Source organism: Arthrobacter sp. 05L417 (assembly GCF_056397865.1).
Genome location: NZ_JBFTOG010000002.1, coordinates 86,745 through 110,472 on the forward strand (window position 1 = coordinate 86,745; position 23,728 = coordinate 110,472).

The window sequence follows — 23,728 nt, forward strand, 5'->3', positions numbered from 1 at the left end:
CGTGAGCAGCGATGATCACGAAAACAGGAGAGCAGGGACTGCAGATGGCCGAATTGACCATCAACGCCGACGACGTCCGTAATGCGTTGAACGAGTTCGCGGCGTCCTACGAACCCGGAAACGCAGAGCGCGTAGAGGTCGGCCGCGTGACCGCCGCAAGTGACGGCATCGCCCGTGTTGAGGGCCTTCCCTCGGTCATGGCGAACGAGCTGCTTCGCTTCGAAGACGGCACCCTGGGCTTGGCCCAGAACCTCGACGTCCGTGAGATCGGCGTCATCATCCTCGGTGACTTTACCGGCATCGAAGAAGGCCAGGAAGTCCACCGCACCGGTGAAATCCTGTCCGTCCCGGTAGGCGACGCCTTCCTGGGCCGCGTGGTTGACCCGCTGGGCCAACCGATCGATGACCTCGGCGAGATCAAGGCCGAGACCACCCGTGCACTGGAACTCCAGGCCCCGGGCGTGACCCAGCGTAAGTCGGTCCACGAGCCCATGCAGACCGGTCTCAAGGCTATCGACGCCATGATCCCGATCGGCCGTGGCCAGCGTCAGCTGATCATCGGTGACCGCCAGACCGGCAAGACCGCCATCGCCGTGGACACGATCATCAACCAGAAGGCCAACTGGGCTTCGGGCGATGTCACCAAGCAGGTACGCTGCGTTTACGTCGGCGTCGGCCAGAAGGCTTCCACCATCGCCGCTGTCCGCCAGACCTTGGAAGACCATGGCGCGCTGGAATACACCACCATCGTGGCTTCTCCGGCATCGGACCCCGCCGGCTTCAAGTACTTGGCTCCGTACGCGGGCTCGGCCATCGGCCAGCACTGGATGTACGGCGGCAAGCACGTACTGGTGATCTTCGACGATCTGTCGAAGCAGGCTGAAGCCTACCGTGCAGTGTCCCTGCTGCTCCGCCGCCCGCCGGGACGCGAAGCGTACCCGGGTGACGTTTTCTACTTGCACTCCCGTCTGCTGGAGCGTTGCGCCAAGCTCTCCGACGAGCTGGGCGCAGGCTCGATGACCGGTCTTCCGATCGTCGAAACCAAGGCAAACGACGTCTCGGCCTACATTCCGACCAACGTTATCTCCATCACCGATGGCCAGATCTTCCTGCAGTCGGACCTCTTCAACGCCAACCAGCGCCCCGCTGTTGACGTCGGTGTATCCGTGTCCCGCGTTGGTGGTGCGGCACAGGTCAAGTCCATGAAGAAGGTCTCCGGTACCTTGAAGCTGGACCTGGCGCAGTACCGCGACATGCAGGCGTTCGCGATGTTCGCGTCCGACCTCGACGCTGCTTCACGCCAGCAGCTGACCCGTGGTGCCCGCCTGATGGAACTGCTCAAGCAGGGCCAGTACTCGCCGTTCCCGGTCGAGGACCAGGTCGTTTCCATCTGGGCCGGTACGAAGGGCTACTTGGACGATGTCCCGGTTGAGGATGTCAGCCGTTTCGAGTCCGAGTTCCTGGAGCACCTCAAGCACAAGTCCTCCATCCTGACCACGCTGGCGCAGACCAACGTCCTGGATGATGACACCGCTGAAGCGCTGAAGTCCTCGATCATCGACTTCAAGAAGGGCTTCTTCGGAGAAGGCGACAACCGCTTGGTTGGTGCCGGCCACGAAGAGCACGAAGCGATTTCCGGTGGCGAAGTCGACCAGGAAAAGATCGTCAAGCAGAAGCGCTAGAGCATTGGTTCCCGGGCCTGCGGTATCCGCAGGCCCGGGGCCTTCGCCAAAGCCTTAGCCGCTGATCCATCGGGATCTTAGGAAAGGAAATGTATGGGAGCCCAGATCCGGGTCTACCGCCAGAAGATCAGCTCGACGACGTCGATGCGCAAGATCTTCAAGGCGATGGAACTGATCGCTACCTCGCGCATCGGTAAGGCCCGCGCCCGCGTTGCAGCTTCGACGCCCTACGCAAACGCGATTACCCGTGCTGTTTCTGCTGTCGCAAGCCAGAGCGAAATCGATCACCCGCTAGTCACCGAGCCGGAGCAGATCCGCCGTGCCGCCGTCCTGGTTATCACCTCGGACCGTGGCCTGGCTGGTTCTTACTCCGCAAGCGTGCTCAAGAAGGCCGAAGGTCTCAACGAGCTTCTCCGTGCAGAAGGCAAGGAAGTCAAGACCTACCTGGTTGGCCGCAAGGCCCAGGCATACTTCGACTTCCGCAGCCGTCCGTACTCCCGCGTGTGGACCGGCGGAACGGACGCACCGGAATTCGAGACTGCCAAGGAAGTCGGCGCCGCTCTTCTCGAAGAGTTCGCCAACGACTTCGCTGAGGGTGGCGTGGACGAGATCCACGTCGTTTACACCCGCTTCAAGTCGATGGTGACGCAGGAGCCCACGGTTGTCCGTCTGCTGCCGCTTGAAGTCGAAGAGCAGGCTGTCACCGAGTCCGAGCTTCTGCCGCTGTACGAGTTCGAACCGGAATCGGAGCAGGTGCTTGACGCACTGCTGCCGCGTTACATCGAGTCCCGCATCTTCGCAGCAATGCTGCAGGCAGCAGCTTCCGAGCTCGCAGCCCGCCAGCGCGCCATGAAGTCGGCAGGCGACAACGCGACCGAACTGATCAAGAAGTACACGCGTCTGCGCAACACGGCCCGCCAGGCTGAGATCACGCAGGAGCTTTCCGAAATCGTGGCCGGCGCCGACGCCCTGAGCGCGTAGTTGCCGGTGCATGGTTCGGCGCAAGCCACACCTGCACCAAATAGATAAACTTAACCCCACGCCATCTACTGAGTGAAGTGAGAGAGATGACTGCCACCGCTACCGAGCACGCAGCCGCAACGGCCGGCGCCACCGGCCGCATTGCCCGCGTCATCGGCCCGGTTGTCGACGTCGAATTTCCGGCTGACGCAATCCCGTCGATCTACAACGCACTCACCACCGAGGTAACCCTCAACGGTGAGACCAAGACCATCACGTTCGAGACCTCCCAGCACCTGGGTGACAACCTTGTCCGTGCCATCTCCCTGCAGGCCACCGACGGACTCGTCCGCGGCACCTCCGTGCGGGACTCCGGCTCCCCGATCTCCGTGCCTGTCGGCGACGGCGTCAAGGGCCACATCTTCAACGTTCTCGGCAAGCCGCTGGACGTCGACGAGTCCGAGATCAACGCGGACGCTTACTGGCCGATCCACCGCAAGGCCCCGGCCTTCGCGTCCCTCGAGGGCTCCACGGAGATGCTCGAGACCGGCATCAAGGTCATCGACCTCCTCACCCCGTACATCAAGGGTGGAAAGATCGGTCTGTTCGGTGGCGCCGGTGTCGGCAAGACCGTTCTGATCCAGGAAATGATCACCCGTGTTGCCCGCAACTTCGGTGGTACTTCGGTATTCGCCGGTGTCGGCGAGCGTACTCGTGAAGGCAACGACCTCTGGGTTGAAATGGAAGAGGCAGGCGTCCTCAAGGACACCGCCCTTGTATTCGGCCAGATGGACGAGCCGCCGGGAACGCGTCTGCGCGTGGCACTGTCCGCCCTGACCATGGCGGAGTACTTCCGCGATGTGCAGAACCAGGACGTGCTGCTCTTCATCGACAACATCTTCCGCTTCACCCAGGCCGGTTCCGAGGTCTCCACGCTGCTCGGCCGTATGCCGTCCGCTGTTGGCTACCAGCCGAACCTCGCCGACGAGATGGGCCTCCTGCAGGAGCGCATCACCTCGACCAAGGGCCACTCGATCACGTCGATGCAGGCCATCTACGTGCCTGCTGATGACTACACCGACCCGGCTCCGGCAACGACCTTCGCACACCTCGACGCGACCACGGAACTTTCCCGTGAAATCGCCTCCCGTGGTCTGTACCCGGCCGTTGACCCGCTGACGTCGACGTCCCGCATCCTGGACCCGCAGTACATCGGCAAGGACCACTACAACACGGCTGTCCGTGTGAAGCAGATCCTGCAGAAGAACAAGGAACTCCAGGACATCATCGCCATCCTCGGCGTTGACGAACTGTCCGAAGAAGACAAGATCGTCGTGTCGCGTGCACGCCGCATCCAGCAGTTCCTGTCCCAGAACACCTACACCGCCAAGCAGTTCACCGGCGTCGAAGGCTCCACCGTGTCCATCAAGGACACCGTGGAAGGCTTCACGGCGATTTGCGACGGCGAGCTGGACCACATCGCAGAGCAGGCGTTCTTCAACGTCGGTGGCCTGGATGACGTCGAGCGCCAGTGGGCCAAGATCCAGGAACAGACCAAGTAGTATGGCTGAGCTCGAGGTTGAGATTGTCGCAGCGGACCACTTCGTGTGGTCCGGTGCGGCCAAGATGGTCAAGGCCCGCACCAGCGATGGTGAAATCGGGATCCTGCCCGGCCACTCGCCGCTCCTCGCCATTCTGGCCGCGGGCGAGCTGGCCATCGAGCCGGTTACCGGAGACCGCCTTGCAGTAGTTGTGGACGGCGGATTCTTCTCCGTCGACAACAACCGCGTGGTGATCGTCGCTGACAACGCCCAGTTGGGCGATTCAGCTACTGCGGGGATCCGATAGCAAGACCTTGATGGACGATTCTGCTATTCCGTTCATCGCCTTGGCAACGGCGTTTGCGTTGCTGATCTTTACACTGTGCCTCGTCGGGGTGCGCCGCTTCAATTTGCGGCGCGCCCTCGGCACGGTCGACGCCTCCATTTGCACGGCTGGAAACAGCTGGCGGATGGGGGTTTGTCGTTATCAGGACTCGGAGCTTGAGTGGTTCCGCCTGCTGTCCCTCAGCTTCCGTCCGAAACATAGCTTCCGCCGCAGCTCTTTGGAGCTCCTTGGCCGCCGGAAGCCAACGGAGGAAGAGCTGACGAGGCTCCAACCCGACGTCGTGGTAGTCGAACTGCAGCATGAAGGCCAGCGGTTCATGCTGGCAATGAGATTTGATGCCTACGCCGGGCTGTCGTCCTGGCTGGAGGCCGGCCCAGTGGTGGGCGTCGGCACCTGGCGCTGAGGACAGTGGACTTCCTATTCAACATGAGACTTGTTGACGGTCCCTTTTACTGGACCGTCCTTGGTGCCGGAATTGCCGGGAGTGCCTTCCTCCTCCTGCGGCGGGACCGGCGCTGGTTACTTTCCATAGTTGTCTCGCTTGCGGTGGCGAGTGGAGTTGTCGCAGTCATCCACTGGCTCCTAGTCAACGTCCTCACCGTGTTCCCGGAGGACCTTCCCGTCGATGTCCTCATTTGGTCGACCGTTGCCTTCTCTGCGTTCGCCCTCTTCCTTGCCAGGCTCCCTGGTTCGTCGTGGCGCGGCAGGAGCGCCGCAGGGGTCTCGTGCGTCTCCGTGCTGCTCCTCTCCGCGCTTCAGATCAACAGCTACTTCGGGCTCAACCACACGGCGGCTGATCTCTTCGGCCACAACGTGGGGCGGATCCCGGAGCTTGAGGAGGGGTTCAAAAGGGGTGTTTCCGGAATCCTGCCGGTGTCAGCGCCTAGCGGGGGAATAGTCCGGAGGGCATCGATTCCAGGGATTGAATCGGGTTTCAAGGCCCAGGACGCTTTCATTTACCTGCCGCCGGCTTACCTGGCCGCCGATCGCAGCCAACTACCCGTACTGGTTCTCTTTGCCGGCCAGCCCGGACGTCCCGCCGATTGGCTGACCGGCGGCCTGCTTGAGCCGACCATGAACACCTTCGCCGCCCGGCACGGAGGCGTGGCGCCCGTCGTCGTGGTGGTCGATCCAAACGGTTCCGATACCGCAAACACCATGTGCATGGATAGCCTTATCGCACGTGCCGACACGTATCTCTCGATCGATGTTCCGCGCTGGATCAACCAGACGCTCGAGGTTTCCGCCGACCCGAGGAAGTGGGCTGTCGGCGGGTTTTCCTTCGGTGCAACCTGTGCGGTGCAGATGACTGCTTTGCATCCTGAAATCTACCCTTCCTTCATCGCCTTCTCGGGAGAGCGGGAACCTTCGCTTGGTCCTGATCGCCAGCGGACCATCCAGACTGCATTTGGCGGCGACTCTGCGGCCTTCGAGGCCCTGACACCGTTGAACCTGATGAAACAGCGGAGCTATGACGGCCATGCAGGCTACTTCGCGGTCGGGGCCGCGGACAGCGAATTCGTCCGTTACTCCACCGAGGTGGCGGCAGCTGCCCGCACCTCCGGGTTCGACATCAGGCACGCTTCGGTTGCCGGCGCCGGCCACTCGTGGGCAGTGGCAGTGCAAGAACTTCCATCCGCAATGGAATTCCTGGCCCCCCGCTGGGGGCTCGTTCAGTGAGTATCCAGGAAGCCCGATTGTCCAGAGACCAGGCGCCTGAACCCGAAGATGGCAAGCCCGCCCGGAAGATGGCGGCAGTCCTTGCCCGGGCCATGCTTGGCAACATTGCCGCCCATATTGGCGCGATCCCCTTCACCGTGATTGTGCTCGCCCTGTACCTGCTCACTCCGGCGATCTTCGACCCCGATATCGGGTACGGCCCGGATGCGTTGCGGCACCTCTCGAGCGTGAGCGGTGGGGGATTGAAGGCGGGGGACTGGTGGTCCATGTGGACCTCGATGTTTTTCGCCGCCAACCCCGTCGACTACGTCTTGAGCTCGTTGTTGTTCGTCGTGTTGCTGGGCTCTGCGGAGCGCAAGCTGGGGTGGTTCCGCACTGCGGCGGGCTTCTTCGGCGGGCAGTTTGCCACGGTCACTGCTTTTTTGCTGGTGGTCCAGTTGGCGGCCTACGCCGACGATGGTTGGCTGGGTCGGATGATGGATGCCAGGACCTCCGGACCCCTTCCGGCGACCCTCTTCGTCTCGATGGCGGCCAGTGGCCTCCTCCCGACTTTGTGGCGCCGGCGATTGAGGGCGACGGTCGTGTCCCTGGCGCTTCTCCTGGTCCTGTACGTTGGCGATCCCTCGGCTGTCATGGCCCTGACTGGTGCCCTGCTCGGCCTGGGGGCCGGTCTTTGGCTCCAGCTTGATCATGGCATCCAACCGAGCCACCGTGCGACCAGGCGTGAGACGCGAAACCTGTTGTCGCTCATGGTGGCGATTTTCGGCGTCGGGCCCTTGGTGGCGGGCGCCGTGAGGAGCCCCGCGGGGCCGCTGGCGTTGCTGCGCGAAATGGTGTTGAACCCTGTTCCGACGCTCAATCAGTTGCAGGCGAACTGCGGTGGAACCGTGGACATCAGCTGCCTCGAACTTGGACGCCAAGGCTACCCCGGGCCCGCCGGCGTGGCCCTCGCGGTGGTACCGGCATTGCTCCTCTTGATTTGTGCGGTGGGTATGCGCCAAGGAAGGCGCCTGGCGCTGAAAATCGCCATCGGCGTGCAACTTGGCGTAGTGGCGCTCTCCTTCGCCTACCTGGTGTTGTTTGCCAGCATTCCGCATTTTCCAGGCCGGGGCCGCACCGTCGTTTTGGGCTCCGCGGTGTTCCACATCCTGACCCTCGCCCTGGTTCCCTTTATCCTCGCGGTTCTGCTTTTCCTGTTCAGGGGAAATTTCGTGGTGGGCTCGAGGGCGCCGCTCCGCCGGAAGATGGCGTGGCTGGTTGGCACAACGTGGCTCGTATTGGCGAGTGGCTACACCGGGGCCTGGCTCGGCTCCGGCGGTTTGGCGCACGACGGCGGCATCCTGGGTCTTATTGCGGAACTCGCCCGGCAGTATCTTCCCTTGCCCATACCCACCGCATTTGGTCGCGTGTTCGCGGAGCGGAGTGCCGCGGAGTCAATATTGTTCGCGTGGTCAGGGATCATCTTCTGGCTCGTGGCCCTGGCAGCGGTGTGGACGCTGCTCCTCAAACGGCAGCACGGTCCTGGCGGTGATGATCCGGCTCGCTTGGCGGCCAGGGATTTGGTCAAGCGCGGCGGAGAGTCCCTTTCCTGGATGGCGCTATGGGAGCCGAACAAGTTCTGGTTCACCCCCGGAATGGACGCCGGAGTTGCCTACCAGCAGCACGGCAACGTCGCGCTGACCCTCGCCGGTCCGTTCGGTGATCCCGAACAAGCCGCTGCCGCGACCGAGGGTTTCCTCGACTACTGCGCGCACCACGCATTGGTGCCATGCCTTTATTCCTGTACTGAAGAGTTGTGGCCGATGCTGCAATCCACCGGATTTCGCCGAATCGCGGTCGCCCAGGAAACCCGGCTCTCCATCGGTGATCTCGAGTTCACGGGCAAAGCGTGGCAAAACGTGCGCACGGCCAAGAACCGTGCACTGAAGGCCGGCGTTGAAGCCCGGTGGGGACGTTATTCGGAGTTTTCGCAACACATACGCTCCCAACTCGGCGAGGTGTCGGAAGAGTGGGCCGCCAGGAAAAAAGTGCCTGAAATGGGCTTTACCTTGGGTTCCCTCGACGAGCTGATGGACGATGAAGTGCTTTGCTGCATAGCCGTCGACGGCAAGGGCTTTGTCTATGGGGTCACCAGTTGGCTACCGGTGTTCCGCGACGGCCAGGTGATCAGCTGGACATTGGATTTCATGCGCCGGCGCAGCGACGCCTTCCCTGGCCTCATGGAATTCATGATTGCCTCGGCAGTCCACGAGTTGCGGCAGGGAGTGGAAGTCATTTCCCTGTCGGGCTCGCCTTTGGCTGGGGACACCGAGGAATTCTCCCGTGGGGAAGCCGGCATGGCGGGCATTCTGGACCTCGTTGGCAGGACCTTGGAGCCTGTTTACGGATTCCGCTCCCTCGCCCGCTTCAAATCGAGGTTCCAGCCGGAGTACAGGACTTTGTATATGTATTACCAAGACAGCCTAGAGATTCCCGCGATCGGCGCCGCGCTAAGCCGCGCATATTTGCCGGGGCTGTCCGTCCGGCAAACTGCCAGGCTCCTCCGCACCCTCGTTGCTTGAAAAGAAAAAGGGGTCCCGCAGGTGTGCGGAACCCCTTCGGTGAATCCTTCAGGCAGAATTCAAACAGTCAGACTAGACGGCGGTTACGCCGGTGGCCTGCGGGCCCTTTGCGCCCTGACCGATCTCGAACTGAACACGCTGGTTCTCGTCGAGGGTGCGGAATCCGCCGGTCTGGATCTCGGAATAGTGGACAAAGACGTCGCCTTCGGCGTCGTCCGGGGTGATGAAGCCGAAGCCCTTTTCAGCGTTGAACCACTTGACGGTGCCCAGTGCCATTTTTGTTTCTCCTCATTGTGGAACTTTTAAGTCCGGCACACCGCGTGCCGGCCTTGGTTACTCCGCGAGAAGACCTGGTTTTCCGCCCAAGCCAGGCTTGGTTGGCTTCGCAGGAGCTTCACGCTCGCAACACGTCTTGCGAGCATGAATCACACCTACACAAAGACTGCTACAACACTTTCATGGCGAATACTGGAGGTCAACGGTCTGCTGGGGAATTCCGACAAAATTTAAGTAAAAAGAAGGTAACGGAAGAAAGCGCGCTTGCCACTGGATCCGGCATTGGGGGCCGCAAATTCGGCCTAGGCCAGCCAATCCACCTATGCCAGCCAATCACCATTGCGCAATACGCCCGCGAGCTGCAGCTCCTTGTCCACGACGACGAGATCGGCCCGCAGGCCCCGCCGAAGGCCGCCAAGTTCGTCGGACAGCCCCAGCACTGCGGCGGGAACCGCCGTCGCCGAGGCAACCGCGTCGGCGAGCCCGACGCCGGCCGCAACCGTGCGCCTGACGACGTCGAGCATGGTTGCAGTGCCACCGGCGATGGATCCCGTGGCATCCAAGGTAGCGACGCCGTCCGTCACGGTCACCGGGGAGGGGCCGAGCATGTAGTTTCCGTCAGAGAGTCCCGCTGCCGCCATTGAATCGGTCACGAGGACAATGTTTGGGGCGCCTACCAGCTGAAAAACGGTTGCGACAGTGCTTGGGTCAAGGTGGGTGCCGTCCGCGATCAGTTCCACCACGGCCTTGCCTTCCTGGGCGGTGCGAAGGGAGGCGGCCACGGGGCCGGGGGAGCGGTGGTGCATGGGGGGCATGCCATTGAACAAGTGCGTGACAGTCGGCAACGAGCTGACGCCGTCGAAACCAGCGGATTCCAAGCCCTCCCGCGCTGCGGTCAGGGAGGCGGCGGCCGTCGCGTCGTCGCAATCCGTGTGGCCAAGGGACGGCGTCACTCCGTGGAACGTCATCAGGTCCACGAGTGCCGCTGCGCCGGGAAGCTCGGGGGCGTAGGTCATGGTGGCGAGCTTGCCGGCGGCGGCTTCAACCAGCTCGGTCATGAGATCCAGGTCCGGCTCCAGTAGATAGGCGGGGTTCTGCGCGCCGCATCGTGCGTGGGAGAGGAATGGCCCCTCAAGGTGGATTCCGGCTACGAGCCCTTCATCGGCCAAGCGTACGAAAAGCTCGATGCCGCGGAGCAGGTCTTCCCGGGGTGCCGTGACCATGCTGGCGAGGAGGGTGGTGGTTCCGGAGCGGTGCAGGAAATCGATGGCCTTTCGTGCCGAGGACTCATCGGCCCCGGGGAAGTCGCCTCCATTGCCGCCATGGCAGTGCACATCCACGAATCCGGGAACGATGTACCGGTCCGTGGGGAAATCGGTCCGCGGAGTTTCCTCGAACCCCTCGAAGGCTGCTTCGTGGAATTCGGCCGCCGGCCCGGCGAAGGCTATGCGGTCGTCCTCCACCGCCACCAGGCCATCTTCGATCACCGCACCGTCGCTGACGATGGTTCCGGTAATCAGGTGGCGCACGGGCGCAGAGGAAGATACAGGCCGGTCTGGGACAGTCATGTTTTGATTCTAGTTGCCGGGGCCCACGCTTGACCTGGTTTACCAGGGATGAAGGTCCGGACAGCTAGAACAAGCGTGACTCGCTGTCGTCCACGCCGCGCATCGCGTCATAGTCCAGGGTGATGCAGTCGATTCCGCGGTCATTGGCAAGGACCTTCGCCTGCGGCTTGATCTGCTGGGCGGCGAAAATGCCCCGCACCGGGGCCAGCAGTGGATCGCGGTTGAGTAGTTCGAGGTAGCGCGTGAGCTGCTCGACGCCGTCGATGTCACCGCGCCGCTTGAGTTCGACGGCGACTGTCCCGCCGTCGCCGTCCCGGGCGAGGATGTCCACGGGACCGATGGCAGTGAAGTACTCGCGCCGGATGAGCGAATAGCCGGCACCAAGGGTTTCGATCTGCTCGGCGAGCAGTCGCTGCAGATCAGCCTCGACGCCGTCCTTGATGAGCCCGGGGTCCGTTCCGAGGTCGTGGGACGTGTCATGGAGTTGCTCGTAGATGTTGATGATGAGCCGGTCGTCGGTCTTGGCCGACTGCACGGTCCACTGCTCCACCACGCCTTCCTCGACCTCGGTCTCCTCCGGCGTGGTCACCCGCAGGGTAGCGGGCGGGCTCATCCAGTTCAGCGGCTTGTAGGAGCCGCCGTCGGAATGGACCAGCACGGAACCATCGGATTTGACGAGCAAGAGCCGGGTGGCAAGCGGGAGGTGGGCCTTGAGGCGGCCAACGTAATCTACGGAACAACGGGCTATGACGAGTCGCACCCGCTCCACTTTACTTCCTCTGCCGCTTACCCTGCCGCGCGCAACTAGCGACTGGGGCAGAATGGAGTCATGCCTCGCTCCAACCGCCCCCGACGCACCGAATCAGCCAAGGCAAGCTGGAAACGGACAGGCGAGTCGCCGGAACTGGATCTGGAACGTGCCCGTTCGGGCATTGCACGCAGGGAAAGCGCCCCCGACGGCGACTGGATGGTCCGGACCATGACCGCGCGGAATGCCGAGAAGACCTATATCTGCCCAGGTTGTTCGATGGCCATCATGCCCGGCATCGCCCACTTGGTGGTGTGGTCCGAGACCCACCTCTTCGGCGATGCCGCCGGGTTGGCGGAACGCCGCCACTGGCACAACAACTGCTGGACAGGCCGGACCTACAGGTACCGCTGAGCACTTAAGCTTGGAAGCATGAGTTTCGATCCCGCTTCCCTCGTTTTCAGCCAGCCGGAGTCTGCCACGGACATCAGGGCATCCACGGTTTTGCCGGCGCACCGCGAGAACGTGGAGTTCCTCACCGAAGACGGCAAGCGGCTCGTGGGAGAGTTGGCGCTGCCGGAATCCGGCGAGATCTCGGCGACGCTCATCATGCTGCACCCCTTGCCGACGCATGGCGGATTCATGGATTCGCACGTCTACCGGAAGGCTTCCTATCGGCTGCCGGCACTCGCCGGCGTCGCGGTACTGCGCTTCAATACGCGCGGGACGCATTCGCCGCGGGGTACCAGCCAGGGGCATTTCGACGAGGGAATCGGTGAGCGGTACGACGTCGAGGCTGCCGTTCGCTTCGCGGTGGAACGCGGGCTTCCGAACCGCTGGTTGGTGGGCTGGTCCTTCGGCACCGAGCTGGCCTTGATGTACGGGGCCGTTGAGCCCGTGGCTTCCCAAGTGGAGGGTGCCGTCCTGCTGTCTCCGCCGCTGCACCGGGCCACGGATGTGCATTTGAAGGAATGGGCTGCCTCGGGAAAACCGCTGACGGTCCTGGTTCCGGAACACGACGACTATCTTCAGCCCGCCGAGGCCGCCGAACGATTCAGCTTGGTGCCCCAGGCCCGGGTCTTGGGCATCGACGGCGCCAAGCACTTGTGGGTCGGCGAGAAATACGCGGCCCGGGTTTTGGACGAAATCGTCGACGACGTGACGGAAGCCGGCTCAGGACCGGATGGCCTGCCGCGCCGCTGGACAGGTCCAGTGGCCACGGCCTAGTCGCCCCGGCCTAGTCGTCACGGCCTAGTGGCGGTCTTGGCGGACGATGAAGACTTCCTTGATCAGCAGCATGATGGCTGCCGCCGTCGGGATGGCGATCAAGGCGCCGAGCACGCCCAGCAGGCTGCCGCCCGCGATCACTGAGATCACGGCAACGGCACCGGGAACGGCAACGGCCTTCTGCATGATGCGCGGGGAGATGAAGTAGGCCTCGAACTGCAGGTAGGCGAAGTAGCAGATGGCGTAGACCACGGCGGTCTGCCAGCCGGCGGTCAGGGCTACCAGAATGACCACCACAGCGGCAATCATGCCTCCCACCAAGGGGATGAACGCAAGCAGGGCAACCACGAAGGCCAGCAGGACGCTGAACGGAACGCCCAGGATGCTCATGACGATGAAGGCGAACAACGCGTTGAGCAAGGCCACGCAAACCTGGCCGATCACATAGTTGCCCACGGAGCGCGTAATTTCCTCGGACAGCGCCTCCACGCGGGGCCTGCGCGACCGTGGTGCGAGCCGGTATCCCCATCTCTTCATGGCGGGCAGGGCGCCGAGGAAGTAGAGGCTGAGGACCAGGACGATAAGCGTCCCGAAGACCCCGTTGGCCACCGTGGATCCGAAACCGACCACGCCGCCGAAGATGCCGCCCATGGCATCGGGGTTCTTGACGAACTTGTCGAGTTCCTGGCTGATCTTGTCGCGAACGCCGAATTGGCTGTCAAGGGAGCGGAAGAAGTCCGAATCCACGAAGCCCCGGATCCAGTCCGGAGCCTGCCGGACGATCTGCGAGACCTGTTCCACGATGGTGGGGATAAGGGTGGCGAAAAACGCCGCCACTCCGGCAACGAGGACCCCGACGGCGATAACGACGCCGGCCGGGCGGGGAACCTTGCGGTTTTCGAGCCAACGGACCACGGGGTCCAGTCCCAAGGCAATGAACAGGGCCGTAACGATCCACAACAACAGTTGGACGGTACTGGTGCCGATGTAATACAGCATGAGGGCCACGCCGACGCCGGCCGTGCCCATGAAGCCGACATACAGCGGATGTTGTGCGGACATCCTCGGGCCGGGGGAGCCGAAGCGCGGACCGTCGGATTCATCCGGGGCGGGCTCGGTTATTGCATCGTGCTCAAGCTCGGGAGGCATTTCGAAACGGACTCGCGGTTGGGCGCCCGGAATGGGCTGGCGGAGGCGGCGCACGAAGGACGCCATCAGGCCCTCGCCGTGATCCCTGCCGTCCGGGGCAGACCCGTTGGCCAAGCCACCCGGGGTGGCTCCGGGGCCTTGATCAGCGGTAGTGGGATCCTTGCGCTCTTTCACGTGCTTCAGCTGCCTTTTCGTTCCGCGGTCAGGCTCGATGAGTGCCCGATGTCATGTTGTTCGCCACACTATCAGCAGGCCGGAATTGGCGAATTCTAGGGGTTGAGCCGTGCTCCGGGAAGCCCTTTGCGAGGACCCCGAACTGACTCTTAGGTAACAAAACCGTTACCCTTGAAGTTCAACGACCGCTGATGATTGGTATTCCTGTGCGATTGAAGACTGCAGTTTCGCTGGTGCTGCTTGGCCTGCTGACACTGTTGGCCGGCATTGGCCAGCTGACCTTTTGGGCCCCGGCCGAGACGGTGACCGCGTCCGCCCCCGGCGACTCCAAAGCCGCTCCGCTGACCGTGATCACCCAAGACGTGTTGGCCCACAAGGGCGGTCCCAAACAAATCAGCATCAAGGGCGACGGCAAATTCGTGTTGGCTGTCGGACGGCCCGATGACGTCGATGCGTGGGTAGGCAAGACCGCGCACAACAGCATCACCGGTGTCTCCGAGGACGGCAAGTCCCTGCAGCTTGCCGGCACCGACGGCGAAGCAACCGCTCCGTCGCCTGCGGGATCGGATCTGTGGGTGGAAACGGAGAACGCCAGCGGACAGCTGGACTACACCTTCACCCCGCCCGCGAGCGGCAACTGGTCGCTCCTCCTGGCCAGCGACGGAACCAAGCCGGCGCCGTCGTCGGTCTCCGTCACGTTCGCCAACGATGCCACCATGCCGTGGGCCGTCCCGCTTATCGTCATTGGCGCGATCCTCATTGCCGCGGGTGCGGCGTTGCCGTTCGTCAACAAGTTCACCAGGGGCCGGGGCAAAGGCCCTCGCGCCAACGGTCCGCTGGGCGGCGGGAGCACGGAAGCCGACAAAGAGACCGTCGGTGAGGACGCTGGCGCGCAAAGCAACAAGGACATCATTGGCGAGGACACCGCTGCCGAGGACACCAAGAAGGGCACGGGCGGGGGTCCCGCACTTCGTATTTCTCTTGTAGCTACCGCCATTGTGACGGCCCTCGTGGGTGGCACCGCGGCAGGCGCGCAGGCGGCCGAGACTCCTTCTCCTTCGGGGTCCGCGATTCCCTCCGGATCCGCGACGGCGAGCCCGGGAGTGACCGCCGGTGCGCAGGCCGTCCCCGTCTTGGTGGACGCTCAGCTCAAGCGCATCCTGGACCAGGTCGCGGGCGCCGTGGCCGCCGGGGATGCCGCACGCGATGCCTCCAAACTCGCTCCCCGGGTTGACGGCACGGAGCTTCAAGTTCGCACGCAGAACTACAAGATCCGGTCCCAGGTTGCCACGCACGAGGCGCGGATGCCCGTCCGGTCCAGCAAATTGCTCGGTAGCGTCATCTCCACCCAGCGCACCTGGCCGCGGACCGTGATCGCCTTGACCCAGGGCGATGGCAACGTGGTTCCCCAGGTCCTGACCCTCGTGCAGGCCTCGCCGCGGGAGAACTACAAGCTGAAGAGCACCTCCCCGCTTCAGCCGGGAACGTCCTTCCCGGCGATCCCCTTGGGCGGAACCGCGCAATTGGCTGCCGGAGACAAGTCCGGGCTGCAATACAGCGGGACCGAAGCGATGGCAGCCCTGGGCGATCGTTTGACCAAGGCGGATTCGGCGTTCAAGGACAAGCTCGTGGAAGGCACCAACTCGCCTTACATCGCAGATGTCCTGGACTACCAGGCGAGCACTGTGAAGTCCGGCACCAACGGCAATTTCACCTTCACGCACACACCCTCTCCGGCGGATACGGCCGTGTTCCGGACCTCGGACGGTGGTGCCGTGGTGGTGGGAAAGCTTGACTTCGATTTCACCAGCAAGCCCAAAGCCGACGGCGACACGCTGACCGTGGACAAAGCCGCGGCAGTGCTTGCGGGCGGGGATTCCACGAAAGTCGGCCTCGTGCAGACCTTCTCGGAGTCGGTAGCCATCTACATTCCACCGGCAGGCTCGACTGCTCCCATGAAGCTCGTTGCCGCGGTCCGCGGTCTGGTCGGAGCCAGCTTCAAGTAGGCAAATGCTGTTGGCGCAGCGGCTAGAGTGGACGGTATGAGTTCGCCAGGATCCCGTCCCGTCTCTCCAGCCGCCGCCAGCCAGCTCAACCTGCGCGGCGCCGTCGACCTCTCCGCATTGCGGCGTCCCGCGCCGGCGGCATCGAGCGGTGCCCCGGCTGCGTCGGGTGGGAGCCCGGGAAGCAGCCAGCCCCTTCGCGTAGATGCCACCGAGGCCAATTTCCAGGACCTCGTCCAGCTGTCCGCGCAGATTCCCGTCCTTTTCCTCTTGTGGTCGAATCGATCCTTGGAGGCTTCGACCCTCCTGCATAGCCTCGAAGGTGTCGTCGAAAGCTACGCCGGCAAAGTAGTGCTGGCCGCGGCGGACGTTGACGCGTTCCCACAGCTTGCGCAGGCATTCCAGGTCCAAGCCGTCCCTACCGCCGTCGCGGTCTTGAAGGGCCAGCCCGTTCCGCTCTTCGAGGGGCCTGCTTCGGACGAGGAAATCCGCAGCCTCATCGATGAGCTCCTCAAGGTGGCTGAAGCCAACGGCGTAACGGGCAGTATCGGTGCGGGTGCTGCCAGTGCGGAGGCCCGTCCTCTCCCGCCGTTGCACCAGGCAGCCTTCGACGCGATTGAAGCCGGGGACTACGCAGCTGCCGCCACTGCCTACCGCCAGGCGCTGGCAGAGAAACCCGCCGATGCCGAGGCGAAGGCCGGGCTCGCCCAGGTGGAACTGATGGGCAGGCTCGAGCTCCTGACGGCGACGGAAGCCGAAGCCATCCGTCAGCGGGCGGCAGAGGAGCCGGACAACATCGAAGTACAGCTCACGGTGGCCGACCTTGACATCTCGGGCGGACACATCGAGGACGCGTTCAACCGCATCATCGCCTTCATCGGCCGCAACTTCGGTCCCGAGCGCGAGACGGCGCGCGTGCGCCTGCTGGAACTGTTCGACGTCGTCGGCATTTCGGACCAACGTGTGGCGAAGGCCCGGCAAGGTCTGGCGCGGGTCCTGTTCTAATGACACAGCCGGCGTTGTTCAGCCCGCTTCAATTGCGCTCCTTGACGTTGCCGCATCGTGGCTGGGTCTCGCCGATGTGCCAGTACAGTTGCTCGCCCGACGGCGGAGGCGGCGTGCCGAACGATTGGCATCTGGTGCATCTTGGAGCGTTTGCCACGGGCGGCGCTGCCCTCATCCTCACCGAGGCGTCGGCCGTCAGCCCGGAGGGACGGATCAGCCCGCGCGACGCCGGGCTGTACACGGATGAGCAGGCGGCCGCTTGGGAGCGGATTGTGGATTTCGTCCACCGCAACAGTGCCGTGGACGGCAAAATCGGCGTCCAACTGGCGCATGCCGGCCGCAAGGCTTCCACCTATTGGCCCTTCGCCGAAGAGAGCGGATCCGTAGCGGAGTCCGACGGCGGATGGGTCACCCGGGGCCCGGGGGTTGAGGCCTTTGCCGGTCTTGCAAGTCCTCTGGCGATGGGCGAGGCGGACATCCAAGCCGTGATTGCCGATTTCGCGGCGGCAGCCAGACGGGCTGTGGACGCCGGATTCGACACGGTGGAGATCCACGGCGCGCACGGCTACCTCCTGCACCAATTCCAAAGCCCCTTGATCAACAAGCGCGACGATGCCTGGGGCGGCAGCGAGGCGGCACGAAACCGCTTGATGCTTGAGGTCATCGACGCCGTGCGTGCGGTCATCCCCGATTCGATGCCGTTGTTGCTGCGGATTTCCGCCACTGATTGGGCTGAGGGCGGCGTGGACATTGACGCCTCCGTGCGCCTCGCGCGGGCGGCGTCCGAGCACGGCGTGGACTTGGTGGACGTCTCCAGCGGTGGCGCCGTGGCCCACCAACGGATCAAGGCCGGTCCCGGATACCAGACGGGATTCTCGGAACAGATCAGGCGCGAAGCGGGGGTTCCCACCGGGGCCGTCGGCTTCCTGACGTCCTCGGGACAGGCCGAACACACGGTGGCCACAGGCCAGGCCGACGGCGTATTCATGGCAAGGGCAGCCCTCCGCGATCCGCACTGGTGGCTTCGCGCGGCTTTTGAACTCGGATTCCCCTTGGAATGGGCGCCGCAGTATCAGCGCGCGGTTCCGCGGCACAGCTTCTAGGAGCTGCTCTTTTCGGGAGCGGACCCTCTCGGGAGCCAATCATTTGGCGATCTAGTCCTTTGGGATGAGGCCGCCCCGGAAAGGTGTCCCGTAGTTACCCCTCGGGGACGACCCCTGGAAGCGCCCCCGGGGCTAGGCTGGCTGCATGAATGTCCAGCTTCCCGGTCCGTCTCTTAATTCCCCGGTGCCTGCATTGGCCTTGCGCGGATTGGCAAAACGCTTCGGCGGCAAGATCGCCGTCGATGGGATCAGCCTGGATGTGCCGGCCGGCTCCTTCTATGGGGTCGTGGGTCCCAACGGGGCGGGCAAAACGACCACGTTGTCCATGGCCACGGGGCTCCTGCGGCCGGATTTCGGGACGGCCTACATCCATGGCGTGGACGTTTGGGCGAAACCGCTCGAAGCCAAGAAGCTCATGGGGATACTGCCCGACGGCGTCCGCCTCTTCGACCGCTTGACGGGTGAACAGTTGGTCACCTACGCCGGCTTGCTCCGCGGCATGGACAGGGACGTCGTTGCCCAACGGGTGGGAGAACTGATGGCCGCGCTGGACCTGAGCGGCGACGCCGGCACCCTCGTGGTGGACTACTCCGCCGGCATGACAAAGAAGATTGCCCTCGCCTCGGCGCTCATTCATGCGCCCAGGCTGCTGGTGTTGGACGAGCCCTTTGAGTCCGTGGATCCCGTCTCGGCAGCCAACATCAGGGGAATTCTTGACAACTACGTGGCCTCGGGAGGAACGGTCATCGTCTCAAGCCATGTCATGGACCTTGTGCAGCGCATGTGCGACCACGTGGCCGTTGTGGCTGCAGGCAGGGTCCTCGCCGCCGGAACCGTCGAAGAGGTCCGCGATGGCGCCACGCTCGAGGACCGTTTTGTGCAGCTGGTGGGCGGCGGAAACCAGACGGGGGGCCTGGAATGGTTGCGCACCTTCTGAGCCTGAAGTGGCGGCTCCTGCTGAACGGCTTCCGACGCAGCCCGGGCCAGCTCGTGGGAATCGCGATCGGCGGGCTTTATGCATTGGGAGTCGTCGCGACCCTGGTGGGGACACTCGTCGCCTTGCGGTGGGCCGACCCCGAGACGGCCCATACCGCCGTCGTCCTCGGTGGCGCCGCCGCGATCCTGGCCTGGGCAATCGTGCCCCTCATGGCTTCGGCAGCTGACATGACGCTTGACCCTTCCCGCTTCACGACGTCGGCGATCCCCATGCGCCAGCTGCTGACCGGGCTCGCCCTCGCCGGATTCATCGGCGTGCCCGGACTGTCCACGATGATCGTGGCGCTATTCACGGCGGCAACATGGTGGCGCAGCGTGCCGGCCGTGCTCGGCGCCCTGTTAGGCGCCGCGCTTGGCGTGCTGAGCTGCGTGGTCTTGTCGAAAGTCATCACGACGGCGACGGCCAGCCTCGCAGCCTCCCGCCGTTTCAAAGACGTAAGCAGCATCGTTGTCTTTGTGCCACTCGTGCTGATGGGACCGATCGTGGCCGGCGTCTTCAGGGGAGTGTCCGGTTCCACCGGGTATCTCCCCGAACTTGCCCGGACGGTCTCCTGGACTCCACTCGGAGCTTCCTGGTCGCTTGGCGGCGATCTGGCGTCCGGAGACGTTGCTGCTGCCGGCCTGAAGGCGTTGATCGCGCTGGCCACTCTCCTCGCGTTATGTGCCGCTTGGAATCTCCTGCTCAAGCGCGCGCTGGTCACTCCGCCATTCTCGGGCGGTTCAGGGAAACGCGGCGGGAAACTTGGCTTGTTCGGACTGCTGCCGGCAACTCCTACCGGGGCAGTAGCAGCGCGGGCCCTCAGCTACTGGATCCGCGACCCGCGCTACGCAGCCTCGCTGATCGTGGTCCCGTTATTGCCCGTCATTTTCCTGTTCCAGTCCGCTCAGTCCGGAAGCTACTCCATGCTGGTGATTCTGGGGCCAATGGCTGCCTTTGTCCTCGCATGGTCCATTGCCGCGGATGTCTCCTACGACAGCACCGCGTTCGCCTTGCATCTGGCCACCGGGGTCCGCGGTATCCATGACCGGCTCGGCAGGGCCTTGGCCTGCCTGGCATTCGCCCTCCCGGTGGTGTTGATCTTCGCCGTCGGGCCCTTCTTCCTGACGGGAGAATGGGGCTGGTTGCCGGGCATCCTGGGTCTTTCCCTGGGCGTGCTGTTCACTGGCCTGGGATTAGCCTCCATCGTCTCGGCGCGGTACACGTCCACCGTGCCGTTGCCCGGGGACAGCCCGTTCAAGAAGCCACCGGGGAACGTTGCCCAGACGCTGGCTGTCCAGTTCGGGGGAATGGCGGTGCTGTTCCTTTTGGTCCTTCCTGAACTTGCACTGGTCATAGTCCAATCAGCCACGCGCGATCCGCTGTGGGGATGGATCAATCTGGCAATTGGTACGGTTCTTGGGACGGCCTTGTTCGTGGCGGGTGTCCGGGTCGGAGGACGCTGGCTTGACCGACGCGGGCCGGAGCTCTTCGCGCAATTGAGCGTCAACCGGTGACTCCATGACCAACAATGACAAGTTATGGGACATGGGATAACCTCGAGTTTGAACCAGTCGATCCGGAAACACAGCTAGAAAGGTCGTGGACGATGGAAGTTGTCATCCTTCCGGGAAGCAAGCAGATCGGGGCGCTTGCCGCGGATGCCATCGAGGCGCTTCTCCTCCGAAAGCCGAATGCCGTCCTGGGCCTGGCCACAGGGTCTTCTCCGCTCCCTGTCTACGACGAACTGGCGCGCCGCCACCAGGAACGGGGACTCGACTTCAGCCAGGCGCACGCCTTCGCACTTGACGAATACGTCGGGCTCGAACCCGGGCATCCGGAGTCGTACCGGGAGGTCATACGGCGTGAATTCACGGACCGGGTCAATATCGACCCCGCCAATGTCCACAGCCCGGACGGCACCGCCACCGACCTTCCCGCGGCCTGCGAAGCCTACGAGGACTCCATGCGGGCACTTGGCGGCGTTGACCTGCAGATCCTTGGCGTAGGCACGGACGGCCACATTGGATTCAACGAGCCCGGCTCCTCGCTCGCTTCGCGGACACGGATCAAGACGCTGATCGAGCAGACCCGGAAGGACAACGCCCGCTTCTTCAAGAGCATTGACGATGTCCCGCACCATGTGGTGACTCAAGGCCTTGGAACCATCATGGATGCCCGGCATGTTGTCCTGATTGCCACGGGGGCGCAGAAGGCCCAGACCGTCAGGGACTTTGTGGAGGGACCGGTGGCGGCCATCTGCGCGGCATCGGTGCTGCAGATGCACCAGCACGCCACCATCATGATCGATGAGGCTGCGGCTTCCTCGCTCAAGCTCGCGGACTACTATCGCCACACCTATGACAACAAGCCGAAATGGCAGAGCATCTGACGCGGTGCATCGGATAGGGAAGCTGCAGCGGCTAAGATGGATGGCATGACGACGCTGCCTCCGGACCCATTCGAAAACGATCCCATGCGCGAGCTTTCCGGAGCCGGAACTTCCACTGCAACCATTGAGCGCGAGGAAGTGCGCCAGGAAGTGGAACCCGGTGACCGGGAGCGTTTCTCGCACTATGTCCGCAAGGAAAAGATCATGGAGTCCGCTATGACAGGCGAACCCGTGATTGCGCTGTGCGGTAAAGTGTGGACCCCTGGACGCGACCCGCAAAAGTTCCCGATCTGCCCTGAATGCAAAGAAATCTATGAAGGACTTCGCCCCGGTAACGACGGCGGAGACAAGGGCGGCTCGGGCGACTCCAAGTAGTAGGTAAGCCCCAGTAGTCGGGTATTTCCTGGTAGTAGGCGGGGGAGCGCTTTCCCCTGCCTGTTTGCTGCCCTGCGTGATTCGGCGCATCCGGAACAGATTGGTGTTTTTTGTGGTTATTTGGGTTTCGCTGGCTGCAGCGGCCTTGCTTGGAATCGTTGCTGGTCGGGGGGAAACCGCGTGACTGAAACACTCTTCGGCGGCCCTGCGCTGCCTCCGGCTTATCCGGAACGCGCAGCCTGGGGAACCGCCCCGAAGCTGCGCGCCTGGCAGCAGGAAGCGCTGGATCTGTACCTGAACGCGAGCCCGCGCGATTTTCTCGCCGTGGCAACGCCGGGCGCAGGTAAGACCACCTTCGCCCTGCGGATTGCGTCGATACTCCTTGACAGTGGAACCGTGAACCGCGTGACGATCGTCGCTCCCACCGACCACCTGAAACGGCAGTGGGCGGACGCCGCGGCCAGGGTGGGCATTGCCATCGATCCGAACTTCAAGAACGCAGACGGCCAGCACGGCAGGGGCTTCGTCGGCGTCGCGGTGACCTACGCACAGGTGGCCAGCAAGCCCATGCTCCACCGGGCCAAGACCGAGGCTGCCCGCACGCTGGTCATTCTCGACGAAATCCATCACGGCGGCGAGGCGTTGTCCTGGGGCGACGGATTGCGCGAGGCCTTCGACCCTGCCGCGCGGCGCCTGGCCCTGACGGGCACGCCTTTCCGTTCCGACACCTCACCCATCCCGTTCGTCGAATACGCCGAAGACCGCGACGGCATCCGCCGCTCGAAGGCGGACTACACCTACGGTTACGGCAATGCCTTGAGGGACCACGTTGTCCGTCCAGTGCTCTTCATGGCGTATTCGGGCCAGATGCGTTGGCGTACCAGCGCGGGGGACGAAATGGCGGCTTCGCTCGGCGAAGCTGCCGTCACCAAGGACATCACCTCCCAGGCATGGCGCACCGCGCTCAACCCGGGCGGCGAATGGATCCCCGCGGTTCTTGCTGCCGCCGACAAGCGCCTCAGCGAAGTGCGCCGTACCGTGCCCGACGCCGGCGGCCTCGTGATTGCCACGGATCACGACGACGCCCGCGCCTATGCCGGTCAGCTCAAGAAGATTACGGGCCAGTCGCCCACGGTGATCCTGTCCGATGATTCCAAGGCTTCGCACAAGATCGAGGAGTTCACCGCCAGCGACAAGCGCTGGATGGTGGCCGTGCGCATGGTGTCCGAAGGCGTTGACGTCCCGCGGCTTTCAGTGGGCGTCTACGCGACGTCCACGTCTACGCCGCTGTTCTTCGCCCAAGCCGTGGGCCGCTTCGTCCGTGCCCGCAAACGCGGCGAAACGGCGTCGGTCTTCTTGCCGTCCGTGCCGCCCCTCATGGCCTTGGCCAACTCCATGGAAGCCGAGCGGGACCACGCGCTGGACCGGCCGGAGAAGGAAGATCCGGACGGCCTCTTCAACCCCGAAGAGAACCTGATGGCTGAGGCCAACCGCGAAGAGAAGGCCTCGGACTCCCTGGAGAAGGGCAAATTCGAGGCCCTCGATTCGCAGGCATCCTTTGACAGGGTGCTGTTCGACGGCGGCGAATTCGGCACGGGAGCCGATATCGGCTCCGAGGACGAACTTGATTTCCTCGGGATCCCGGGACTGCTCGACGCCGAACAGGTGGGAACGTTGCTCCGGCAGCGGCAGCATGATCAGCAGTCGAGGAAGAAACGCCAATCTCCGTTGGCTGCCGCCGCGTCACCCGCTGTTCCGGACCACCGCATGCTGATGGACTTGCGCAACGAGCTCGCAAAAAACGTTGCGGCCTGGTCCGCCCGCACCGGTACCCCGCACGGCGTCGTCCACAACAAGTTGCGCGAGGTGTGTGGCGGACCGGCAGTCGCGCAGGCAAACGAGGAGCAATTGCAGTCACGGCTGCGCAAGCTTCAGGACTGGTTCATCGGACGGAAGTAGAACTTC

21 protein-coding genes are annotated in these 23,728 nt (G+C 63.7%); 17 read left to right on the top strand and 4 right to left on the bottom strand.

Translation table 11 applies throughout. From position 1 onward, the window contains the following. The first annotated feature begins 44 nt into the window (after positions 1 to 44). From atpA to AC1DJW_RS02360, 7 genes are all read left to right on the top strand, one after another. Positions 45 to 1,682 (top strand): F0F1 ATP synthase subunit alpha, encoded by a 1,638-nt coding sequence (gene atpA, locus AC1DJW_RS02330; protein WP_078108478.1) that lies wholly within the window; start codon positions 45 to 47, stop codon positions 1,680 to 1,682. Between the two features lie 93 nt (positions 1,683 to 1,775). Continuing rightward, complete coding sequence (locus AC1DJW_RS02335) at positions 1,776 to 2,663, top strand: F0F1 ATP synthase subunit gamma (RefSeq protein WP_284751221.1); 888 nt, start codon at positions 1,776 to 1,778, stop codon at positions 2,661 to 2,663. 86 nt (positions 2,664 to 2,749) lie between these two features. Further along, complete coding sequence (gene atpD, locus AC1DJW_RS02340; RefSeq protein ID WP_284751220.1) at positions 2,750 to 4,204, top strand: F0F1 ATP synthase subunit beta; 1,455 nt, start codon at positions 2,750 to 2,752, stop codon at positions 4,202 to 4,204. A 1-nt stretch (position 4,205) separates the two neighbouring features. Next, positions 4,206 to 4,490, top strand: a complete 285-nt coding sequence (locus AC1DJW_RS02345; RefSeq protein WP_059387616.1) for a F0F1 ATP synthase subunit epsilon — start codon at positions 4,206 to 4,208, stop codon at positions 4,488 to 4,490. A gap of 10 nt (positions 4,491 to 4,500) precedes the next feature. Continuing rightward, positions 4,501 to 4,932, top strand: coding sequence for a DUF2550 domain-containing protein (locus AC1DJW_RS02350; RefSeq protein ID WP_284751219.1), 432 nt, complete (start codon positions 4,501 to 4,503; stop codon positions 4,930 to 4,932). Positions 4,933 to 4,955: 23 nt separating this feature from the next. Beyond that, the gene (locus AC1DJW_RS02355; RefSeq protein ID WP_284751218.1) at positions 4,956 to 6,209 is read left to right on the top strand and encodes an alpha/beta hydrolase; all 1,254 of its coding nucleotides are present in this window, start codon (positions 4,956 to 4,958) and stop codon (positions 6,207 to 6,209) included. Between the two features lie 68 nt (positions 6,210 to 6,277). Further along, positions 6,278 to 8,770: a bifunctional lysylphosphatidylglycerol flippase/synthetase MprF gene (locus tag AC1DJW_RS02360; RefSeq protein ID WP_459341300.1), complete on the top strand. Its 2,493-nt coding sequence runs from the start codon at positions 6,278 to 6,280 to the stop codon at positions 8,768 to 8,770. A gap of 72 nt (positions 8,771 to 8,842) precedes the next feature. Here AC1DJW_RS02360 and AC1DJW_RS02365 read toward each other — a convergent pair whose 3' ends face one another. The 3 genes from AC1DJW_RS02365 to nucS all read right to left on the bottom strand — a co-directional run bounded on the left by AC1DJW_RS02365 (position 8,843) and on the right by nucS (position 11,374). Next, on the bottom strand, positions 8,843 to 9,046 hold the full coding sequence (locus AC1DJW_RS02365) for a cold-shock protein (RefSeq protein ID WP_028264741.1): 204 nt from the start codon (positions 9,044 to 9,046) through the stop codon (positions 8,843 to 8,845). A 320-nt stretch (positions 9,047 to 9,366) separates the two neighbouring features. Then, complete coding sequence (gene nagA / locus AC1DJW_RS02370) at positions 9,367 to 10,614, bottom strand: N-acetylglucosamine-6-phosphate deacetylase (RefSeq protein WP_284751217.1); 1,248 nt, start codon at positions 10,612 to 10,614, stop codon at positions 9,367 to 9,369. A gap of 64 nt (positions 10,615 to 10,678) precedes the next feature. Further along, positions 10,679 to 11,374 carry an endonuclease NucS gene (gene nucS, locus AC1DJW_RS02375; RefSeq protein WP_284751216.1) on the bottom strand — a complete coding sequence of 232 codons (696 nt, stop codon included), beginning with the start codon at positions 11,372 to 11,374 and terminating at the stop codon, positions 10,679 to 10,681. A gap of 69 nt (positions 11,375 to 11,443) precedes the next feature. On the opposite strand from nucS, the gene AC1DJW_RS02380 reads away from it, so the two are divergent. Beyond that, a complete protein-coding gene (locus tag AC1DJW_RS02380; protein ID WP_284751215.1) occupies positions 11,444 to 11,776 on the top strand; it encodes an ATP/GTP-binding protein in 333 nt (110 codons plus the stop codon). 18 nt (positions 11,777 to 11,794) lie between these two features. Continuing rightward, positions 11,795 to 12,589, top strand: a complete 795-nt coding sequence (locus AC1DJW_RS02385; protein WP_284751214.1) for an alpha/beta hydrolase — start codon at positions 11,795 to 11,797, stop codon at positions 12,587 to 12,589. A gap of 24 nt (positions 12,590 to 12,613) precedes the next feature. Here AC1DJW_RS02385 and AC1DJW_RS02390 read toward each other — a convergent pair whose 3' ends face one another. Continuing rightward, complete coding sequence (locus AC1DJW_RS02390; protein ID WP_284751328.1) at positions 12,614 to 13,804, bottom strand: AI-2E family transporter; 1,191 nt, start codon at positions 13,802 to 13,804, stop codon at positions 12,614 to 12,616. 299 nt (positions 13,805 to 14,103) lie between these two features. Here AC1DJW_RS02390 and AC1DJW_RS02395 point away from each other — a divergent pair, with 299 nt between their 5' ends. The 8 genes from AC1DJW_RS02395 to AC1DJW_RS02430 all read left to right on the top strand — a co-directional run bounded on the left by AC1DJW_RS02395 (position 14,104) and on the right by AC1DJW_RS02430 (position 23,722). Continuing rightward, positions 14,104 to 15,918, top strand: a complete 1,815-nt coding sequence (locus AC1DJW_RS02395) for a DUF8094 domain-containing protein (RefSeq protein ID WP_390279028.1) — start codon at positions 14,104 to 14,106, stop codon at positions 15,916 to 15,918. 36 nt (positions 15,919 to 15,954) lie between these two features. Further along, complete coding sequence (locus AC1DJW_RS02400; RefSeq protein ID WP_476900612.1) at positions 15,955 to 16,920, top strand: co-chaperone YbbN; 966 nt, start codon at positions 15,955 to 15,957, stop codon at positions 16,918 to 16,920. Next, a complete protein-coding gene (locus AC1DJW_RS02405; protein ID WP_284751211.1) occupies positions 16,920 to 18,023 on the top strand; it encodes an NADH:flavin oxidoreductase/NADH oxidase in 1,104 nt (367 codons plus the stop codon). Before AC1DJW_RS02400 ends, AC1DJW_RS02405 begins: the two co-directional genes overlap by 1 nt. 145 nt (positions 18,024 to 18,168) lie before the next feature. Continuing rightward, complete coding sequence (locus AC1DJW_RS02410; RefSeq protein ID WP_284751210.1) at positions 18,169 to 18,960, top strand: ABC transporter ATP-binding protein; 792 nt, start codon at positions 18,169 to 18,171, stop codon at positions 18,958 to 18,960. Continuing rightward, positions 18,942 to 20,513: a transporter gene (locus tag AC1DJW_RS02415; RefSeq protein WP_390279023.1), complete on the top strand. Its 1,572-nt coding sequence runs from the start codon at positions 18,942 to 18,944 to the stop codon at positions 20,511 to 20,513. Before AC1DJW_RS02410 ends, AC1DJW_RS02415 begins: the two co-directional genes overlap by 19 nt. Before the next feature lie 92 nt (positions 20,514 to 20,605). Next, complete coding sequence (gene nagB / locus AC1DJW_RS02420) at positions 20,606 to 21,388, top strand: glucosamine-6-phosphate deaminase (RefSeq protein WP_390279021.1); 783 nt, start codon at positions 20,606 to 20,608, stop codon at positions 21,386 to 21,388. A gap of 36 nt (positions 21,389 to 21,424) precedes the next feature. After that, complete coding sequence (locus AC1DJW_RS02425; protein ID WP_390279019.1) at positions 21,425 to 21,763, top strand: DUF3039 domain-containing protein; 339 nt, start codon at positions 21,425 to 21,427, stop codon at positions 21,761 to 21,763. 180 nt (positions 21,764 to 21,943) lie between these two features. Further along, on the top strand, positions 21,944 to 23,722 hold the full coding sequence (locus tag AC1DJW_RS02430; protein ID WP_284751206.1) for a DEAD/DEAH box helicase: 1,779 nt from the start codon (positions 21,944 to 21,946) through the stop codon (positions 23,720 to 23,722). The last annotated feature ends 6 nt before the right edge of the window (positions 23,723 to 23,728 follow it).

Excerpts from the sequence above, each read along its gene's own strand:
- atpA (WP_078108478.1), top strand. The coding sequence starts at position 45 with ATGGCCGAATTGACCATCAACGCCGACGACGTCCGTAATGCGTTGAAC.
- AC1DJW_RS02335 (WP_284751221.1), top strand. The coding sequence starts at position 1,776 with ATGGGAGCCCAGATCCGGGTCTACCGCCAGAAGATCAGCTCGACGACG.
- atpD (WP_284751220.1), top strand. The coding sequence starts at position 2,750 with ATGACTGCCACCGCTACCGAGCACGCAGCCGCAACGGCCGGCGCCACC.
- AC1DJW_RS02345 (WP_059387616.1), top strand. The coding sequence starts at position 4,206 with ATGGCTGAGCTCGAGGTTGAGATTGTCGCAGCGGACCACTTCGTGTGG.
- AC1DJW_RS02350 (WP_284751219.1), top strand. The coding sequence starts at position 4,501 with ATGGACGATTCTGCTATTCCGTTCATCGCCTTGGCAACGGCGTTTGCG.
- AC1DJW_RS02355 (WP_284751218.1), top strand. The coding sequence starts at position 4,956 with ATGAGACTTGTTGACGGTCCCTTTTACTGGACCGTCCTTGGTGCCGGA.
- AC1DJW_RS02360 (WP_459341300.1), top strand. The coding sequence starts at position 6,278 with ATGGCGGCAGTCCTTGCCCGGGCCATGCTTGGCAACATTGCCGCCCAT.
- AC1DJW_RS02365 (WP_028264741.1), bottom strand. The coding sequence starts at position 9,046 with ATGGCACTGGGCACCGTCAAGTGGTTCAACGCTGAAAAGGGCTTCGGC.
- nagA (WP_284751217.1), bottom strand. The coding sequence starts at position 10,614 with ATGACTGTCCCAGACCGGCCTGTATCTTCCTCTGCGCCCGTGCGCCAC.
- AC1DJW_RS02380 (WP_284751215.1), top strand. The coding sequence starts at position 11,444 with ATGCCTCGCTCCAACCGCCCCCGACGCACCGAATCAGCCAAGGCAAGC.
- AC1DJW_RS02385 (WP_284751214.1), top strand. The coding sequence starts at position 11,795 with ATGAGTTTCGATCCCGCTTCCCTCGTTTTCAGCCAGCCGGAGTCTGCC.
- AC1DJW_RS02390 (WP_284751328.1), bottom strand. The coding sequence starts at position 13,804 with ATGGCGTCCTTCGTGCGCCGCCTCCGCCAGCCCATTCCGGGCGCCCAA.
- AC1DJW_RS02395 (WP_390279028.1), top strand. The coding sequence starts at position 14,104 with ATGATTGGTATTCCTGTGCGATTGAAGACTGCAGTTTCGCTGGTGCTG.
- AC1DJW_RS02400 (WP_476900612.1), top strand. The coding sequence starts at position 15,955 with ATGAGTTCGCCAGGATCCCGTCCCGTCTCTCCAGCCGCCGCCAGCCAG.
- AC1DJW_RS02405 (WP_284751211.1), top strand. The coding sequence starts at position 16,920 with ATGACACAGCCGGCGTTGTTCAGCCCGCTTCAATTGCGCTCCTTGACG.
- AC1DJW_RS02410 (WP_284751210.1), top strand. The coding sequence starts at position 18,169 with ATGAATGTCCAGCTTCCCGGTCCGTCTCTTAATTCCCCGGTGCCTGCA.
- AC1DJW_RS02415 (WP_390279023.1), top strand. The coding sequence starts at position 18,942 with ATGGTTGCGCACCTTCTGAGCCTGAAGTGGCGGCTCCTGCTGAACGGC.
- nagB (WP_390279021.1), top strand. The coding sequence starts at position 20,606 with ATGGAAGTTGTCATCCTTCCGGGAAGCAAGCAGATCGGGGCGCTTGCC.
- AC1DJW_RS02425 (WP_390279019.1), top strand. The coding sequence starts at position 21,425 with ATGGATGGCATGACGACGCTGCCTCCGGACCCATTCGAAAACGATCCC.